Origin of the sequence: Agromyces rhizosphaerae (genome assembly GCF_027925245.1) — a bacterium.
GTDB lineage: Bacteria > Actinomycetota > Actinomycetes > Actinomycetales > Microbacteriaceae > Agromyces > Agromyces rhizosphaerae.
The window spans coordinates 1,175,221-1,191,617 of sequence record NZ_BSDP01000001.1 but is presented as its reverse complement, the minus strand read 5'-3'; the positions used below and the strand labels follow the sequence as shown (position 1 = coordinate 1,191,617).

Here is a 16,397-nt window from a genome sequence, read left to right as displayed (position 1 = left end):
TTCGTCAGAAGCGGCCGCCGGCGCAGACCGTGCGACCGGCCGGCGGGGCCGCGGCGACCCGGGCGCGGCGGTCAGACGGTGCCGTACAGCCGGTCGCCGGCGTCGCCCAGGCCGGGCACGATGAAGCCGTGCTCGTTCAGGTGGTCGTCGACCGCGCCCACCACGACCGTGACGTCGCGGTCGGCCATGGCCTCCTCGACCGCACGCAGGCCCTCCGGGGCGGCGAGGATGCACACCGCGGTCACGTCCTCCGCTCCGCGCGCCAGCAGGTAGTCGATCGCGGCGATGAGCGATCCGCCGGTGGCGAGCATCGGGTCGAGCACGAAGCACTGCCGGTCGGTGAGGTCGTCGGGCAGCCGCTCGGCGTAGGTCGTCGGCTCGAGCGTCTCCTCGTCGCGGGCCATGCCGAGGAAGCCGACCTCGGCGCTCGGCAGCAGCGTCGTCATCCCCTCGAGCATGCCGAGCCCTGCGCGCAGGATCGGCACGATGAGCGGCCTCGGCTCGGCGATGCGCACGCCCGTCGTCGGGGCGACCGGGGTCACGATGTCGACCGGCTCGACGCGCACGTTGCGCGTGCCCTCGTAGGCGAGGAGCGTCATCAGCTCCGAGACCAGCGAGCGGAACACGGGCGACGGCGTGTCCTGATCGCGGAGCACCGTGAGCTTGTGGGTGATGAGCGGGTGGTCGGCGACGTGGACTCGCATGGTCGCCAGTCTAGGGCGCGGCGCGTCCCCGGCGCACGGCGCGGATAGGCTCGGAACCGGACCGGACGGCCGGGGACCACGAAGGGGGAGCGGATGCCCCACGATGCGCACCACGAGGCCTGGATGCGCCTCGCCCTCGACGAGGCCGCGTCCGCCCCCGCGGCCTCCGGCGACGTGCCCGTCGGCGCGATCGTGGTCGACGGCGAGGGCAGCGTGATCGCGACCGCGCGCAACGAGCGCGAGGCGACCGGCGACCCCACCGCCCACGCCGAGGTGCTCGCCCTGCGCCGTGCGGCCGCGGCGACCGGCGACCGGCACCTGACCGGCTGCACGCTGGTCGTGACGCTCGAGCCGTGCGTGATGTGCGCCGGCGCGATCGTGGCCGCGCGCGTGCCCACGGTCGTGTTCGGCGCCTGGGACGACAAGGCCGGGGCGGCCGGCTCGCTCTACGACGTGCTGCGCGACCGGCGCCTCAACCACCGCGTCGAGGTGTTCGCGGGCGTGCTCGAGGACGAGTCCGGTCGAATGCTCCGCGACTTCTTCGACGACCCCGACCGCCGCCCCGGGCGTTGAGCCTCGCGGGTCAGGCCGCGGACGGACGTGCGCGCGCCTCGATCCGGTCGAGGTAGTCCTCGAGCAGGGCGGCGGATGCCCGCTGCATCCGCTCGCCGTACTCGGCACGTTCGGCGCGCAGCTGCGTGACGCTGAGCCCGTACCCGGGAAGCTCGTCGCCCCAGAGCGCGAGCCAGTCCTCGTGGATCTCCTCGGTCACCTCGGGGTGGAACTGCACCGCGAGCAGCCAGTCGCCGCGGCCGAAGGCCTGGTTCGGGTACTGCGGCGAGCCCGCGAGCCGCGTGACCCCCTCCGGCAGGTCGAACGTGTCGCCGTGCCACTGCACCACCGGCACCCCCGCGACGTGGCGCACGGGGGAGTGCGCGCCGGCCGCGGTGGGCCGCACCTCGAGCCAGCCCACCTCCTTCGCCGGGCCGCGGTAGGCGCGGCCGCCCATGGCCTGCGCGAGCAGCTGCGCGCCGAGGCACACGCCGAGCACGGGCGCCTCGGCGGCGACCCGGGCCTGCAGCAGCGCGACCTCGTCGGCGAGGTACGGGTAGGCGTCGAGCGCGTACGCCGACTCGTCCCCGCCGAGCACGAGCACGAGGTCGTGCGCGAGCGGGTCGACGCCGGCGACCGCGCCCGTCGGGGCGTCCGCGAACTCGATGCGATAGCCCCGTCGCTCGAGCACCGGGCCGAGGTTGCCGAGCCCGATCGCGGTGTCGTGGCGCACGACGAGCACCGTGCGCATGTCGCTCAGTCCAGGCCCTTGATGACGATCACGTCGGTCGCCGGAAGCGCGGCCGGATCGATCCAGACGTCGGGCTCGAAGTAGATGACCCGCGCCACCGGCACCGCCTCGCGCACGCGCTTCTCGATCGCGTTCGTCGCGGCGGCCACCTCGAGCAGGCGCTGATCGGCGCGGAAGGCGATCTTCGCGGCGACCATGAGCTCCTCGGGGCCGAGGTAGAGCGTCTTCATGTGGATGATGCGCTCGACCTCGTCGCCTTCGAGCACCGCGGCCTCGATCGCCTCGAGGTCGCGCGGGTTGGCGCCCTCGCCCACGAGCAGGCTCTTCGTCTCGATGCCGAGCACGATCGCCACGACGATCAGCAGCGTGCCGATGGCGAGGGTGCCGACGGCGTCCCAGACGCCGTTGCCGGTCAGCACGGTGAGGCCCACGCCGATGAACGCGAGCACGAGGCCGATCAGTGCCGCGACGTCCTCGAGCAGCACCACGGGCAGCTCGGGCGCCTTCGCGCGGCGCACGAACTGGAACCACGAGCGATCGCCACGCGTCTTGTTCGACTCGACGATGGCGGTGCGCAGCGAGAAGCCCTCGAGCACCATCGCGATCGCGAGCACGAGCAGCGGCAGCCACCACACCTCGAGCGGGTGCGGGTCGGCGAGCTTCTCGATGCCCTCGTAGATCGAGAACACGCCGCCGACCGAGAACAGGATGATCGCGACCACGAAGGCGTACACGTACCGCTCGCGGCCGTAGCCGAACGGATGCTCCTGGTCGGCCTTGCGCCTGGCCTGCCGTCCGCCCCAGATGAGCAGCAGCTGGTTGCCGGCGTCGGCGAGCGAGTGCACGCCCTCGGCGAGCATCGACGACGAGCCGGAGAAGATCCACGCGATGAACTTCGTGATCGCGATGCCGAGGTTCGCGAGGAAGGCCGCGAGGATGGCTCGGGTGCCGCCGGACGTGCTCATGTGGCAATCCTAGGATGGAGCGGTGACCACCTCCGTCGTTCTGCCCACAATCGCGTTCCTGGGGGCCGGCTCGATGGCCCGCGCCGTCCTCGCCGGCCTGCTGCAGCCCGGCGTCGAGGTCGAGGGGGGCGTGCGCGCGACGAACCGCAGCGCGGCCCGCGCGGCAGAGCTGGAAGTGCACGAGACGGTCACCGCGTTCGCCACCGAGACGGATGCTGGTGCCAATCGCGCGGCCGTCGCCGGCGCGCGCATCGTGGTCGTCGCCGTCAAGCCGGCCATGGTGCCCGACCTGCTCGACGAGATCGCCGATGCGCTCGAGCCCGGCACGCTCGTGGTGAGCGTCGCCGCCGGCGTCACGATCCGGACGTTCGAGCGGCACCTCCCCGAGCACGTGCACGTGATCCGCTCGATGCCGAACACGCCTGCCGTGGTCGGCCGCGCCGTGACCGGCCTCTCGGCCGGAACCCGCTCGACCGACGACGACCTCGCGGTCGCGGTCGCGCTCTTCGAGACCGTCGGCCGCGTGCTCGTGGTGCCCGAGTCGCAGCTCGACGCCCTCTCGACCATCTCGGGCTCAGGGCCCGCGTACGTCTTCTACCTGATCGAGCAGCTCACTGCGACGGCCGTCGCCAAGGGCTTCACCGCCGAGCAGGCGTCGCTCATGGTCGAGGGCACGTTCCGGGGCGCGAGCGAGCTGCTCGCGGCATCCGACGACCCGCCCGCCGAGCTGCGCCGCCGCGTCACCAGCCCGAACGGCACGACCGAGCGCGCGATCGCCGTGCTCGAGGCATCCGGGCTGCAGGACGTGTTCGACCGCGCCACCGACGCGGCGCTCGCGCGCGCCCGGGAGATGGCCGCCGGGGCCTGAGCCGTCGCCCGGCGATCCGGGCCGCGCCGCTACTCGAGCGAGGCGAACTTCTCGATGTCGCCCTCGGTGCCCGAGACGATGATGAGGTCGTGGTTCGACACCACGGTCTGCTCGGTCGCGTAGGTGAAGGGCTTGCCCGGGCTCTTCACGCCGACGACCGTCACGTTGTGCTTGGTGCGCACGCCCGACTCGGTGAGGTTCTTGCCGCGGATCGGGCGCGGGGGGTACATCTTCACCAGCGCGAAGTCGTCGTCGAACTCGATGAAGTCGAGCATCCGGCCGCTGACCAGGTGCGCCGTGCGCTCGCCGGCCTCGGCCTCGGGGTAGATGACGTGGTTCGCGCCGATGCGCTCCAGGATCTTGCCGTGCGACTGGCTGATCGCCTTCGCCCAGATCTGGGGGATCTTCAGGTCCACCAGGTTGGCGGTGATGAGCACGGATGCCTCGACCGACGATCCGACCGCGCAGACCGCGATCGAGAAGTCCTGGGCGCCGATCTGGCGGAGCGCATCGATCGACTTCGCGTCGGCGACGACGGCGTGCGTGACGCGCTCCGACCACTTCTGCACGAGCGACTCGCTCGCGTCGATGGCGAGCACCTCGCGGCCGAGGCGGTCGAGCTGGCCCGCGGTGGCGGCGCCGAACCGGCCGAGGCCGATCACGAGCACCGGGGCGTCGTGTCTGATGCGATCAACCAACGATGGGCCTCTCTTCCGGCCGCTTGAACAACTGCCTGCGCTGGGACGCGGCGAGGGCCGCAGCCAGCGTCACTGTACCAACGCGCCCCGCCCACATCGTCGCCGACAGGATGTACTTCACCGAATCGGGTGATCGTCCGGGCAGGTCGGTGCTGAGCCCGCAGGTCGCGAACGCCGAGATCGTGTCGAAGAGCACGACGTCGAGCGGTTCCTTCGTGATGTGCAGGATCGCGATCGCCGCGGTCGCGACGATGGTCGCGCCCCAGAGCACGACGCTCACCGCGAGGCGGAGCACGTCGTTCGGGATCCGGCGCTCGAACACGTTCATCGACTGGTCGCCGCGGGCCTCGGCGAACGCCGCGAGGAACAGCACCGCGAGGGTCGTGACCTTGATGCCGCCGGCGGTCGACGCCGAGCCGCCGCCGACGAACATGAGCATGTCCATGCCGAGCAGGGTCGACCCGTTCATCTGCGAGACGTCGACGGTCGAGAATCCGCCGGATCTCGTCATCATCGACAGGAACGTCGCGGTGATCGGACGGAACCACGGCTCCTGCGACCCGAGCGTCGGCTGGTGGTTCCATTCCAGTGTGGCGATGAACAGCGCGCCGACCACGAGCAGCCCGAGGGTTGCGACGAGCGTCAGCTTCACGTGCACCGAGAAACGGGCGCCGAAGCGCACCTTGCGGGCGAGGGCGAAGATGACGGGGAAGCCGAGGCTCCCGACGAACACGCCGAGGCCGATGACGGTGAGCATCCACACGTCCTCGGCGAAGGGCGCCATGCCCTCGACGGTCGGCACGAACCCGGTGTTGGTGAAGGCGGATGCCGCGAAGTAGAAGCCCTTCCAGATCGCCGGCCACGGCTCCCAGCCCAGGATCAGCAGGTGCGGCACGATCAGGATCGTCAGGACGAGCTCGATGGCCAGCACGCTCACCGCGACGGTCGTGAGCAGGCCGCCGATCTCGCCGAGGCGCACCGCCTGGCTCTCCGCGACGGGGCCCGCATGGGTGCGCATGGGGTTCGTGTCGCTCGCGGCGATGAGCTTCTGGCGCAGGCCGAGCCGGCGTGAGACGACGAGGCCGAGGATGGATGCCAGCGTGAGCACGCCGATGCCGCCGACCTGCAGGCCGATCAGGATCGCCACGTTGCCGAACGTCGACCAGTGCGTGGCCATGTCGACCGTGACGAGCCCGGTCACGCAGATCGCGCTCACCGCCGTGAAGAGCGCGTCGGCGAGCGGGGTCGCCGAGCGGTCGGCGGCGGAGATCGGCAGGGCGAGCACCGCGGTGAGCACGAGGATGAGGCCCGTGAAGATGAGGATCGCGAAGCGGGCGGGCGAGCTCTCGGCGAGGCCGGAGGCGAAGCTGCGCGCGCGTGCCATCGGCGTCCTGCGCTCGCCGACATCCGTCCGCATCCGTATCCCTCCGCGGTTCCGCGTCGCGACCGCACCCCCGCGGCCGTACCGGAGAGTCATGGTACTCCTGAACGGGAATGACTAGCCTTGACCCATGGCGGACATCTTCGACGTGGTGGCGGATTCGACCAGGCGAGAGATTCTCGGTGTGCTGCGCGAACGGGCCGAGATCGCGGGTGACGGCGTCGGGGAGCTGAGCGTCTCCGACATCGTCGCTGCGCTCGGCCTCAGCCAGCCGACGGTCTCGAAGCATCTCAAGGTGCTGCGGGAGGCCGGTCTCGCGCAGGTGCGCGAGGAGGGGCAGCACCGCTACTACCACCTCGTCGCAGAGCCGCTCGAGCACATCGAGGACTGGCTCTACCCGTTCCTCGCCGGCAACGACGCGGAGCGCGTCACCGAGCTCGCGTTGCAGACGCTCAAGCACGAGCAGCGCGCGTTCGCCGAGAAGCTCGGCAAGGCGTATGCCGAGACCGCGCACCAGGTGCGCTCCACGACGCAGCGCGCGAGCACCGCGGTCAAGGGTGCGACCCAGAAGCTCAAGCCCTGACGGAGGCGATCGGCGATGGCGGATGACCTGTCGGACGTGCGGTTCCTCACCGTGGCGGAGGTCGCCGCGATCATGCGCGTGTCGAAGATGACCGTATACCGGCTGGTGCATGCGGGGGAGCTGCCCGCGATCCGGTTCGGGCGCTCGTTCCGCGTGCCCGAGTCGGCGATCGCCGACGCGGTGCGCGGCGGGGTCGCCCACACCGCCTGAGCGCCGCGACCAGCGGAATCGGCTACACTACACCGAGGCATATCGCCGTCAGGCCGAGGCACGCCCGGCCGACCCCGAGACGTTCTGTGAGGTATTCCGTGGGTTCTGTGATCAAGAAGCGCCGCAAGCGCATGGCGAAGAAGAAGCACCGCAAGCTCCTTCGCAAGACGCGCCACCAGCGTCGCAACAAGAAGTAGTCGCGCCAGGCTGCTGTGCCCGAGCCCCGAGCCGTACGGCCCGGGGCTTCGTGCTGTCCGGCGTCGTGCTGTCCGGAGGGGATCCGGTGCCCGCAGGGAACCTAGAGTGGATGCCATGAGCACCGACGCGCCCGACCCGGGCATCCGCATCACCCTGCTGGGCAAGCCCGGCTGCCACCTCTGCGACGACGCGCGCGACGTGGTGCTGGCGGTGCGCGACGAGCTCGCCGCGCTGCCGGACGGCCCGCGGGTCGCCTACGAGGAGGCCTCGATCCTCGACGACGAGCGGATGCGCGAGCGCTACGCCGAGCTCATCCCGGTGCTGCTCATCGACGGCGAGGAGCACGCGCACTGGCGGGTCGACCCCGTGCGCCTGAAGTCCGCGCTGCTCGAGCACGCGTAGCCGCTCCCGCGAACGACGACGGGGGCGGTGCCGACACCGGCACCGCCCCCGTGTTCGCTCGTGCGATCAGGCGACGTTGTTCGTCTCGGGCTTCAGCGCCTTCTCCTTGAGGAGCGCGAACTCCGCGTCGGAGATGGTGCCCGCCTCGTGGAGCGCCTTCGCCTTGGCGATCTCGTCGGCGGCGCTGGTCGGCGTCGCGACCTGCCGGATGTAGCTCTCCTGCGCCTCCTGCGCCGCCCGCACCTGCGCGGCCTGGCGCTTGGCCATGTTCGGCCCGCGCGCGATCAGGTACACCAGCGCCGTGATGAGCGGCACGAAGATGAGGCAGACGATCCAGAGCGCCTTCCACCAGCCGTTGAGCTCGTGGTCGCGGAAGAGGTCCACCAGGATGGTGAACAGGACCATCAGGTACGCGATCCAGATGAAGATCACGAACGACAGCCAGATGATGTTCCAGAACGATGCCCAGAAGTCCATGGACGAACCTTTCGAGTCAGCCGCGGAGGTGGGGCCCCCCGCCCACTCCCGACCGTAGCGCTGTTCGCACCGCCGCGTCTAGGAACGCGTCGCGGTGTCGGAATCCGGATCCCCGGGCGGTTCCGCCCCGTCATCGTGCGGATCCGCGGGGGTCGTGTCGAGCCGCTCGCGATAGCGCCGGGCGAAGTATCCCGCGATCGGCACGTCCGTCGACGAGTGCGCGACGATCGAGATGACGATCGCCACCACGATGATGTGGAACATCTCGTCCGCCGCGGGCGCGCCGGACTGCAGCACGAGGATCCCGTAGAGCACCGAGGCGAAGCCCTTGGGCCCGAACCAGGCCGCGGTGAGCCGTTCCTGCCACGGCATGCCGCTGCCGAGGAGCGAGACCTCGACGGCCACCGGACGCGCCACGACGAGCAGCAGGATCGCGAACACGTAGCCGCCCAGCGGCACCTCGGCGAGGAACATCGGCGAGATGAGCGCGCCGAACAGCAGCACGGCGAGCAGCTTGATGAGTTCGGAGAACTGCTCGCCGAACTCCTGGTACGCCTCGCGCATCTCCGGCGCCGCGCTGGCGATGGTGATGCCCGCCGCGAAGGCCGCGAGGTACAGGTTCGCGTGGGTGAGCTCGCAGATGCCGAGCACGAGCAGGCCCACCGCGACCGGGGTGAGCGAGGCGTAGAGCGGCGTGCGCGAGAACATCCGCCGGCGGACCAGCCAGCTGACGACCAGGGGCACGACGATGCCGACGACGATGCCGAGGGAGAGCTCCTCGATCAGCTGGAGCGGCTCGGCGTCCGGCCCGCCCGCCGCGGCGATGAGGAAGAGCACGACCGGCAGGGCGAGTCCGTCGTTGAGGCCCGACTCCACGCCGAGCAGGTGGCGCACCCGGTACGGGATCTCGCCGCGGCCCACGATCGCCGACGCGAACACGGGGTCGGTGGGTGCGAGCACGGCGGCGACGAGCAGCGCCTGGGTCCAGTCGAGGCCGACCAGCCAGACGCCGAGCAGGGCCGAGATCACGAACGTCAGCGGCATCCCGAGCAGCAGCGCCCGGCCGGGCAGGCGCCAGGCCTCGCGCAGCTGGCGGATGCCGACCTGCTGTCCGTCGGTGAAGAGCACGACGAACAGCGCGAGCGACGAGATGATCTCGACCGTGGGGTCGTCCGCGCCGAAGTGGACGAAGCCCAGCATGCCGTCGCCGACCAGGAACCCCGCCACGAGGAACAGCACCGTCGTCGACAGCACCGTGCGGTGCGCGAGCCCGGAGATGAGGATCGCGACGAGCAGCACGACGGCGAAGACGAGGAGGAGTTCCACCCTCGCTACTCTGCCCGAGCGGTTGCGCCGTGTCGATGGCGGGTCGGGCGGATGCCGCTCAGCCGGCGGGTTCCTCCTCGACGCGCATCTCGGGCAGCCGGGCGACGAGCAGCCAGCCGGGGAGGATCAGCACGCACAGCATGGGCAGCAGGGCGATGTCGCCGACGACCACGATCGCGATGAACAGGGACAGCCAGCCGTCGCGCACGACCACGAGGCAGACGCCGAGCACGGCCGCGGCCATCGCGACCGGGACCGGGATGGCGGGCACGATCGCCACGGCGAGGATGCCGATGGCGCCGCCGATGAAGATGGTCGGGAAGATCCGGCCGCCGCGGAATCCGGCCGCCGCGGCGATGAGCAGCGCGACGATCTTGATGCCGACGATCCCGGCGAGTTGCCAGGCGTCGTAGTCGGCGGCCTCCTTCGTCAGCTCCTGCAGCTCGTCGAGACCCTTGAACAGGGTGATCGGCCCGCCGATCGCGCCGAGCAGCCCGAGGATCAGTCCGCCGATCGTGAGCGGGATGATCGGGTTCCGCATCGCGTGGAACACCCGGTGCAACGGCTTCATCCCGTAGACGAGTGCGAGTCCCGCCGCGATCGCGGCGAGCAGCACCAGCACGCCCCAGAGGAAGTCGATCGCGGCCGGTGCCGCGTACTCGGGCGATCCGGCCGAGAGGCTGTACGCGCCGAGGAAGTGCATTGTGATCGAGCCCGCGGCCGCGGCCATCAGCGGCGCGAACATGCGATCCCACAGCGGCCGCTTCGACGGCACCGCGATCGCGACGCTCGTCACCAGCAGGGCGGCGCCGACGGGCGACCCGAACAGCGCGCCCACGGTACCGGAGACGACGATCACGGTGAGCGGGCCGATGGGCAGCTGCGGGAGGAACCGCCTGCCGACCCACGCGGCGAGGGCGATGTTGATGGCGAGGGTGGGCCCCTCGGGTCCGAGGCTCACGCCCATCGACAGCGTGATGATCGCGGCGAGGGCGACTCCCGGAACGGCGGACATCGCCATCGGTGAGGGGAAGAGCGACTCGGTCGCCGGGTCCTCCCCGCCGTGGCCCGGCATGAACCGCACGATCAGTCCGGTCAGCAGGCCGGCGAGGGTGAGCACGCCGATGATCCAGAGCGGGGCATCGCCCGAGACGCCCGCCCAGCCCGGCACGACGTCCCAGAGGAACTCGTCCACCCACTCCGAGACGAGGTCGAGGCCCGCCAGCACGAGCGCCGAGCCGATGCCGATGACGATCGCGGGGATCGAGAGCTTCAGCAGCAGCTTCGGGTCGGACCTCCCGGTGCCGTCGGGCACGTCGGCTGCCGTGGCGGCGTCGCCGGCGCCGCTCGTGCGCGCTCCGGCCGCGCCGTCGGGCACGTCCGCCTCGGCCGCTCCGTCGCCAGGTCGCTCCTCGGCCATGCGCGCCCTCCCCGCAGGTTCGCTCCCGCGGGAAGCCTAGCGGCTACGGCAGCAGGCGCGTGGGGCCGCGGAACAGGTAGGTGACCTCGCGGATCGACGCCTCGTGCAGCATGAGCATCAGCACGCGCGCGAGGCCCATGCCGAATCCACCGTGCGCGGGAGCGCCGTAGCGGAAGAAGTCGAGGTAGAACTCGAGCTCCTCGGGCTCCAGGCCCTTCTCCTTCGCTTGCGCGACGAGCACGTCGACGCGGTGCTCGCGCTGCGCGCCGGTCGAGATCTCGACGCCGTTGAAGAGCAGGTCGTAGCTGTTCGTGAGCGACGGGTCGCCCTCGTGGCGCATGTGGTAGAACGGCCGGATGTTCGAGGCGTAGTCGGTGAGGAAGACGAACTCGTGGCCGAACTCCTCGCGCACGTACGCCGCGATCTGGCGCTCGCCCTCGGGGTCCATGTCCTCGTCCTCGCGGGGCACGACGTAGCCGCGCTCGGCGACGATCTCCTTGGCGCGCGCCAGCGGGATGCGCGGGAACGGCGTGGCGGGCACGGTGACCTCGACGCCGAACAGCTCCTCGATCTCGGCGCCGTGGCGCTCCTTGACCGCCGTGAAGCCCGCGACGAGGAGCTCCTCGTGCATCGCCATGACGTCCTCGTGCGAGTCGATCCAGCTCATCTCGGCGTCGACCGAGGTGAACTCGGTCGCGTGGCGCGAGGTGAACGACGGGTCGGCGCGGAAGGCCGGGCCGACCTCGAACACCTTGCCGAAGCCGGCGACCTGGGCCATCTGCTTGAAGAACTGCGGGCTCTGCGCGAGGTACGCCTTGCCCTCGAAGTACTCGATCTCGAACAGCTCGGCGCGCGACTCCGAGGCCGACGCCATGAGCTTCGGGGTCTGGATCTCGATGAACCCGCGCTCCACCCAGTACGTGCGCCACGCGTGCAGCAGCGTCGTCTGGACCTTGAAGATGAGGGCCTGCTTCGGGTTGCGCAGGTCGAGGAAGCGCCAGTCGAGGCGCTTGTCGAGGCTCGAGTCGGCGGCGATCGGCGTCTCGGGCAGCGCCTCGGTGACGACCTCGAGCGTGCCGATCTTCACCTCGAGCCCGCCGAGCTTCACGCGCTCGTCGTGCTTCAGGTCGCCGGTCACGGTGATGAAGGAGCCGTGGGCGAGCGCCGAGATCTGCTCGGTGATGGCCAGGCGGGCGGATGCCTCGGGCCCGGCGTCCTCCGCGAGCTCCCGCACGGCGGGGTTCACGAGCTGCACCGCGCCGGACTCGTCGCGCAGGATGACGAACTGCACCTTCTTCTGGTCGCGGACGGTCTCGACCCATCCGGAGACGCTGACGGGGCCGTCCTCGAGGGCGGCGAGGTTCGTGACGAGGGTGCGTGTGCTCACGGCCGACCATCCTACCCGCGCGCACCTGTGCGCGATCCCCGGGCGGGTCGCCCCGACGTTCTCGGCATTCTCATGGATTCGCGCTGCCTAGACTGGATGCCGTGCCGGCCGACCAGATCCATCTCGTGCGCCACGGCGAGGTCTTCAACCCGCAGGGCGTGCTGTACGGTCGCCTCCCCGGCTACGGGCTCTCCTCGCTCGGACGCCAGATGGCGCAGGCCGCCGCCGACGACCTCCGCGCCCGCGGGCGCACCATCGCCGCGCTCTACTCCTCGCCGCTGCAGCGCACGCAGCAGTCGGCCGAGCCCATCTCGGCGGCGTTCGGACTCGAGCCGGTGCTCGAGGAGCGCGTGATCGAGCCGACCAACCGGTTCGAGGGCAAGCGCATGACCGGCTCCGGCGGGGCCCTGCGCGACGTGCGCAACTGGCCGCTGCTGGTGAACCCGTGGGAGCCGAGCTGGGGCGAGCCGTTCGGCTCGATCGCCGACCGCATGCTGCAGGCCATGGCGGATGCCGCCGATGCGGCCGAGTCCGGCGACGTGATCTTCGTCTCCCACCAGCTCCCGATCTGGATGGCGCACCGGCGCGTCACTGGCCGCCGGCTCTCGCACGACCCGCGCCGGCGCCGTTGCGCGCTGTCGAGCATCACCACGTTCGAGCGCCGGGACGGCCGATTCGTCGAGGTCGGCTACCGCGACCCGGCCGCACCGCTGGCCGTCGCCGCGACCGACGTGGGGGCGGTGTGATGCGCCGTCTCGCCGCCGTGGCGCTGGCCGCGGCATCCGTCGTCGTGCTCGCCGGCTGCGGGTCCGATCCGCTCGCCGACCAGTACCGCGACGGCAGCGGCAAGAACTACATCGCCGGCGACGGCACCATCTCGGAGATCGCGCCCGCCGACCGCGGCGAGCCGATCGCGTTCGCGGGGGAGTCGATCGAGGGCGAGCAGGTGTCGTCCGCCGACTACGCGGGCGAGGTGCTGATCGTCAACTTCTGGTACGCCGGCTGCGCCCCGTGCCGCGCCGAGGCGCCCGACCTGCAGGCCGTGAGCGAGGAGTTCGCGGGCGCGGGCGCGAGCGTGCTCGGCGTGAACGTGCGCGACCAGGCGCCGACCGCGGCGAGCTTCGAGTCCGACTACGGCATCACCTACCCGTCGATCGTCGACGCGAACGACGGCGCGGTGCAGCTCGCGTTCGCGGGCGACGTGCCGCCCAACGCAGTGCCCACGACGCTCGTGCTCGACGCCGAGGGGCGCGTGGCCGCGCGCATCCTCGGCCAGCTCAACCGCTCGAACCTGCAGACGATCGTGAACGACGTGCTCGACGAGGGCGCCTGACGTGGGCGGCATCGGCGAGGTCGTGCTGAACGGCCAGCTGCTGGTCGCCATCCCGATCGCGGTCGCGGCCGGGCTCGTCTCCTTCCTCTCGCCGTGCGTGCTGCCGCTGGTGCCGGGCTACCTGGGCTACGTCGGCGGCTTCGCCGACGCGTCGGCGGATGCCTCGGCCGAGCGCGCCAACCGGCGGCGGCTGGTGCTCGGCGTGCTGCTGTTCATCGCCGGATTCACGCTCGTGTTCCTGCTCTTCAACGCCGTCGCCGGCGCCTTCGGGGTGTGGCTGAAGGTCTGGTCCGACGTGATCATCCGCGTGGCGGGGGTCGTGCTCATCGCGATGGGGCTCGTGTTCATCGGCCAATTCACGTTCCTGCAGCGCACGCTGCGCCCGTCGTGGCGGCCCGCGACCGGGCTCGCCGGTGCACCGCTGCTCGGCATCGTGTTCGGCCTCGGCTGGACCCCGTGCATCGGCCCGACCCTCGCGGTCGTGCTCACGCTCAGCGCCGACTCGGCGTCGGTCGGCCGCGGCGCGCTGCTCGGGCTGGCGTACTGCATCGGCCTCGGCATCCCGTTCCTGCTCGTCGCGCTCGGCTTCGGCTGGGTCACCGGGTCGCTGGCCTTCCTGCGCCGCCACATCCGGCTCATCAACATCATCGGAGGGGCGCTGCTCATCGTGATCGGGCTCCTCATGGTCACGGGCGTGTGGAACGCGTGGATGTACGACCTGCAGGCGGTGATCACGAGCTATGACCTCCCCATCTGACGGCGCCGACGGCCGCACCGGCGCGCCCGCCACGGCAGACGCCCCCGACGTGGCCCGCCCGAGCGACCACGTCGACCAGCCCGCGCCCCGCCCCGGGGCATCCGTCACCCAGCCCCGCCTGGGCCCGGCCGGCTGGCTGCGCTTCGCCTGGCGGCAGATCACGAGCATGCGCACGGCCCTGCTGCTGCTCCTGCTGCTCGCGATCGCCGCGGTGCCGGGCTCGCTCGTGCCGCAGCGCTCGAGCGACCCGAACGGCGTCACGCAGTACTTCGCCGACAACCCCGACCTCGCGCCGGTGCTCGATTCGTTCCAGATGTTCGACGTCTACTCGTCGGTCTGGTTCTCGGCGATCTACCTGCTGCTGTTCACGTCGCTCATCGGCTGCGTCATCCCGCGCACCAAGCACCACCTCGACGCGCTGCGCGCCCGCCCGCCGAAGACCCCGGCGCGCCTGTCGCGGCTGGTCGGCTTCACCGAGCGGCAGGCGACCGGCACCCCGGCCGACGCGGTCGACGCGGCCGAGCGGATGCTGCGCCAGTCGGGCTACCGGGTCGAGCGGTACGACGCCGGGGCCGTGGCATCCGTGTCGGCCGAGCGCGGGTACCTGCGTGAGACGGGCAACCTGGTGTTCCACTCGGCGCTCGTCGGGATCCTCGTGACGGTCGCCGTCGGCGGCGGCTACGGCTTCGCCGGGCAGCGCGTGCTGGTCGAGGGGCAGTCGTTCGTGAACACGCTCGCCTCGTACGACTCGTTCAATCCGGGCCGCTTCTTCGACGACACCACGCTCGACCCGTACCGCCTGGCGCTCGACGACCTCGAGGCCGTGTACGAGACCGAGAACGTCGACGCGCTCGGCCAACCCGTCGACTTCACGGCGTCGGTCACGGTGCAGGCGCGCGAGGGCGAGCCCGAGCCGGGCGTCGTCAAGGTGAACGCGCCGCTGCGCGCCCACGGCACCGACATCTACCTGCTCGGCAACGGCTACGCGCCCACGATCACCGTGCGCGACCCCTCCGGCGCGGTCGTCTTCACCGATGCGGTGCCGTTCCTCCCGCAGGACGCGAACCTCACCTCGCTCGGCGTGATCAAGGTGCCCGACGGGCTCGACGAGCAGCTCGGCATGATCGGCTTCTTCTACCCGACGCAGGACGTGCTGACCACTGGCGCGTTCACCTCGACCTACCCCGACCTCTTCTTCCCGGTGCTCACGCTCAACGTCTACGCGGGCGACCTCGGCATCGACGACGGCGTGCCCACGTCGGTCTACGCGCTCGACACCGACGACATGACCCAGCTCACCGGCGGCGACACGGGTGTCGACTCGATCGACCTCGCCCCGGGCGAGACGGCCGAGCTGCCGAACGGCCTCGGCTCCGTCGAGTTCGTCGACGCCTCGCCCGCCGGCACCGCCGAGGGCGACACGTCGCAGAGCGTGCTGCGCTTCGCGTCGTTCGACATCCACCACGACCCGACCCAGGGCTGGGTGCTGGTCTTCGCGCTGCTCGCGCTCGCGGGTCTCATGACGTCGCTGTTCATCCCGCGCCGCCGGGTCTGGGTCAAGGCGACGGATGCCGGTGAGCCACGCGGCGCCGACGGCGACGCGACCGCCGGCACCGTGCGCCTCGAGTACGCCGGCCTCGCCCGCGGCGACGACCCCGGCCTCGCGGACGCCGTGGCCGAGCTGGCCGACCGGCACGCCCGCGCGCTCGGCGCTACCGCGCGCGCGTAGCGCGAACGGGTGGATCCGGCCACGCGAGCAGCCACAGCTCGCCCACCAGCACGTGGAGGCCGAAGCCGAGCCAGAAGGCCGGCGCGAACGCCGCCTCGCCGGTGAGCACGCCCGTCGCCTCGAAGACCCCGATCCAGATCCGGATCGTGCCGACGCCGACCCCGACCGCGAACGCGCGGATCATGAAGCGCCGGTGCGTGCGCACGTCGCCGCGCCGGATCGCCCGGTACGCGAGCAGCAGCGCCACCAGGAACCACGCGCCGAAGACCGCGGCGGCGAGCGACTCCCACGGCCCGCCGAAGGCGAACGGCACGCCGAACGCCAGCCCGAACACGCCGCTGACGACACCGAGCGCGAGTGCCACGCGCCCCATGCGGCGGTGGGCGAGGCGGTGCCGGTCGCGGAACCGGGCCGAGAGCTGGAAGGGGGCGAGCAGCAGGTAGAGCACGCCCGGCACGATGTGGGCGTAGGCGAGCACCGGCTGCGCGACGTAGGCCTCGCCGATGCTGCCCGGGGGAGCGGGCTCGCCCGCGGCGAGCAGCGGCACGTCGGTCAGGACCCTGAGCACCGCGAACGCGAGCACGATCAGGATGAGCAGGGCGACGAGCGCCCCCACGACCACGGATGCTGCGCGCCTCACCCTCGACACCATACGC

At 71.5% G+C, this 16,397-nt stretch carries 20 protein-coding genes; 10 read left to right on the top strand and 10 right to left on the bottom strand.

Annotated elements, in window-relative coordinates; genetic code table 11:
* Positions 1-71 precede the first annotated feature (71 nt).
* Positions 72-704, bottom strand: coding sequence for a uracil phosphoribosyltransferase (gene upp / locus QMG39_RS05675; protein ID WP_281882942.1), 633 nt, complete (start codon positions 702-704; stop codon positions 72-74).
* 93 nt (positions 705-797) lie between these two features.
* Between upp and tadA the strand changes: the two genes are divergently transcribed.
* The gene (tadA, locus tag QMG39_RS05670) at positions 798-1,277 is read left to right on the top strand and encodes a tRNA adenosine(34) deaminase TadA (protein ID WP_281882940.1); all 480 of its coding nucleotides are present in this window, start codon (positions 798-800) and stop codon (positions 1,275-1,277) included.
* A 10-nt stretch (positions 1,278-1,287) separates the two neighbouring features.
* Here the strand turns inward: tadA and QMG39_RS05665 are convergent, their stop codons facing one another.
* On the bottom strand, positions 1,288-2,007 hold the full coding sequence (locus QMG39_RS05665; protein ID WP_281882938.1) for a glutamine amidotransferase-related protein: 720 nt from the start codon (positions 2,005-2,007) through the stop codon (positions 1,288-1,290).
* A gap of 5 nt (positions 2,008-2,012) precedes the next feature.
* Positions 2,013-2,972 carry a cation diffusion facilitator family transporter gene (locus QMG39_RS05660; RefSeq protein ID WP_281882936.1) on the bottom strand — a complete coding sequence of 320 codons (960 nt, stop codon included), beginning with the start codon at positions 2,970-2,972 and terminating at the stop codon, positions 2,013-2,015.
* A 22-nt stretch (positions 2,973-2,994) separates the two neighbouring features.
* Between QMG39_RS05660 and proC the strand changes: the two genes are divergently transcribed.
* The gene (proC, locus tag QMG39_RS05655) at positions 2,995-3,840 is read left to right on the top strand and encodes a pyrroline-5-carboxylate reductase (RefSeq protein ID WP_281882934.1); all 846 of its coding nucleotides are present in this window, start codon (positions 2,995-2,997) and stop codon (positions 3,838-3,840) included.
* 29 nt (positions 3,841-3,869) lie between these two features.
* Here proC and QMG39_RS05650 read toward each other — a convergent pair whose 3' ends face one another.
* Positions 3,870-4,538 (bottom strand): potassium channel family protein, encoded by a 669-nt coding sequence (locus QMG39_RS05650; protein ID WP_281882932.1) that lies wholly within the window; start codon positions 4,536-4,538, stop codon positions 3,870-3,872.
* Positions 4,531-5,922 carry a TrkH family potassium uptake protein gene (locus QMG39_RS05645; RefSeq protein ID WP_281882929.1) on the bottom strand — a complete coding sequence of 464 codons (1,392 nt, stop codon included), beginning with the start codon at positions 5,920-5,922 and terminating at the stop codon, positions 4,531-4,533. Before QMG39_RS05645 ends, QMG39_RS05650 begins: the two co-directional genes overlap by 8 nt.
* 127 nt (positions 5,923-6,049) lie before the next feature.
* Here QMG39_RS05645 and QMG39_RS05640 point away from each other — a divergent pair, with 127 nt between their 5' ends.
* The 4 genes from QMG39_RS05640 to QMG39_RS05625 all read left to right on the top strand — a co-directional run bounded on the left by QMG39_RS05640 (position 6,050) and on the right by QMG39_RS05625 (position 7,312).
* A complete protein-coding gene (locus tag QMG39_RS05640) occupies positions 6,050-6,502 on the top strand; it encodes an ArsR/SmtB family transcription factor (RefSeq protein ID WP_281882927.1) in 453 nt (150 codons plus the stop codon).
* Positions 6,503-6,517: 15 nt separating this feature from the next.
* A complete protein-coding gene (locus tag QMG39_RS05635) occupies positions 6,518-6,712 on the top strand; it encodes a helix-turn-helix domain-containing protein (protein WP_281882925.1) in 195 nt (64 codons plus the stop codon).
* Between the two features lie 98 nt (positions 6,713-6,810).
* Complete coding sequence (locus tag QMG39_RS05630) at positions 6,811-6,909, top strand: 30S ribosomal protein bS22 (protein ID WP_003792170.1); 99 nt, start codon at positions 6,811-6,813, stop codon at positions 6,907-6,909.
* A 115-nt stretch (positions 6,910-7,024) separates the two neighbouring features.
* On the top strand, positions 7,025-7,312 hold the full coding sequence (locus tag QMG39_RS05625) for a glutaredoxin family protein (protein WP_281882923.1): 288 nt from the start codon (positions 7,025-7,027) through the stop codon (positions 7,310-7,312).
* 66 nt (positions 7,313-7,378) lie between these two features.
* Here QMG39_RS05625 and QMG39_RS05620 read toward each other — a convergent pair whose 3' ends face one another.
* From QMG39_RS05620 to aspS, 4 genes are all read right to left on the bottom strand, one after another.
* The gene (locus QMG39_RS05620; protein WP_281882920.1) at positions 7,379-7,789 is read right to left on the bottom strand and encodes an SHOCT domain-containing protein; all 411 of its coding nucleotides are present in this window, start codon (positions 7,787-7,789) and stop codon (positions 7,379-7,381) included.
* A gap of 78 nt (positions 7,790-7,867) precedes the next feature.
* Positions 7,868-9,115, bottom strand: coding sequence for a cation:proton antiporter (locus QMG39_RS05615; protein ID WP_281882918.1), 1,248 nt, complete (start codon positions 9,113-9,115; stop codon positions 7,868-7,870).
* 58 nt (positions 9,116-9,173) lie between these two features.
* Positions 9,174-10,535, bottom strand: a complete 1,362-nt coding sequence (locus QMG39_RS05610) for an ion channel protein (RefSeq protein WP_281882916.1) — start codon at positions 10,533-10,535, stop codon at positions 9,174-9,176.
* 43 nt (positions 10,536-10,578) lie between these two features.
* Positions 10,579-11,922, bottom strand: a complete 1,344-nt coding sequence (gene aspS, locus QMG39_RS05605; RefSeq protein WP_281882914.1) for an aspartate--tRNA(Asn) ligase — start codon at positions 11,920-11,922, stop codon at positions 10,579-10,581.
* Between the two features lie 101 nt (positions 11,923-12,023).
* Between aspS and QMG39_RS05600 the strand changes: the two genes are divergently transcribed.
* Genes QMG39_RS05600 through resB form a run of 4 tightly spaced genes read left to right on the top strand, consistent with a single transcriptional unit; the run spans position 12,024 to position 15,741 of the window.
* The gene (locus tag QMG39_RS05600; RefSeq protein WP_281882912.1) at positions 12,024-12,668 is read left to right on the top strand and encodes a histidine phosphatase family protein; all 645 of its coding nucleotides are present in this window, start codon (positions 12,024-12,026) and stop codon (positions 12,666-12,668) included.
* On the top strand, positions 12,668-13,255 hold the full coding sequence (locus QMG39_RS05595; RefSeq protein WP_281882909.1) for a TlpA family protein disulfide reductase: 588 nt from the start codon (positions 12,668-12,670) through the stop codon (positions 13,253-13,255). Before QMG39_RS05600 ends, QMG39_RS05595 begins: the two co-directional genes overlap by 1 nt.
* Before the next feature lies 1 nt (position 13,256).
* Complete coding sequence (locus tag QMG39_RS05590; RefSeq protein ID WP_281882907.1) at positions 13,257-14,012, top strand: cytochrome c biogenesis CcdA family protein; 756 nt, start codon at positions 13,257-13,259, stop codon at positions 14,010-14,012.
* Between the two features lie 49 nt (positions 14,013-14,061).
* Complete coding sequence (gene resB / locus QMG39_RS05585; protein ID WP_281887171.1) at positions 14,062-15,741, top strand: cytochrome c biogenesis protein ResB; 1,680 nt, start codon at positions 14,062-14,064, stop codon at positions 15,739-15,741.
* Here resB and QMG39_RS05580 read toward each other — a convergent pair.
* Positions 15,725-16,381 (bottom strand): DUF2306 domain-containing protein, encoded by a 657-nt coding sequence (locus tag QMG39_RS05580; protein ID WP_281882905.1) that lies wholly within the window; start codon positions 16,379-16,381, stop codon positions 15,725-15,727. The genes resB and QMG39_RS05580 overlap by 17 nt on opposite strands.
* Positions 16,382-16,397 lie beyond the last annotated feature (16 nt).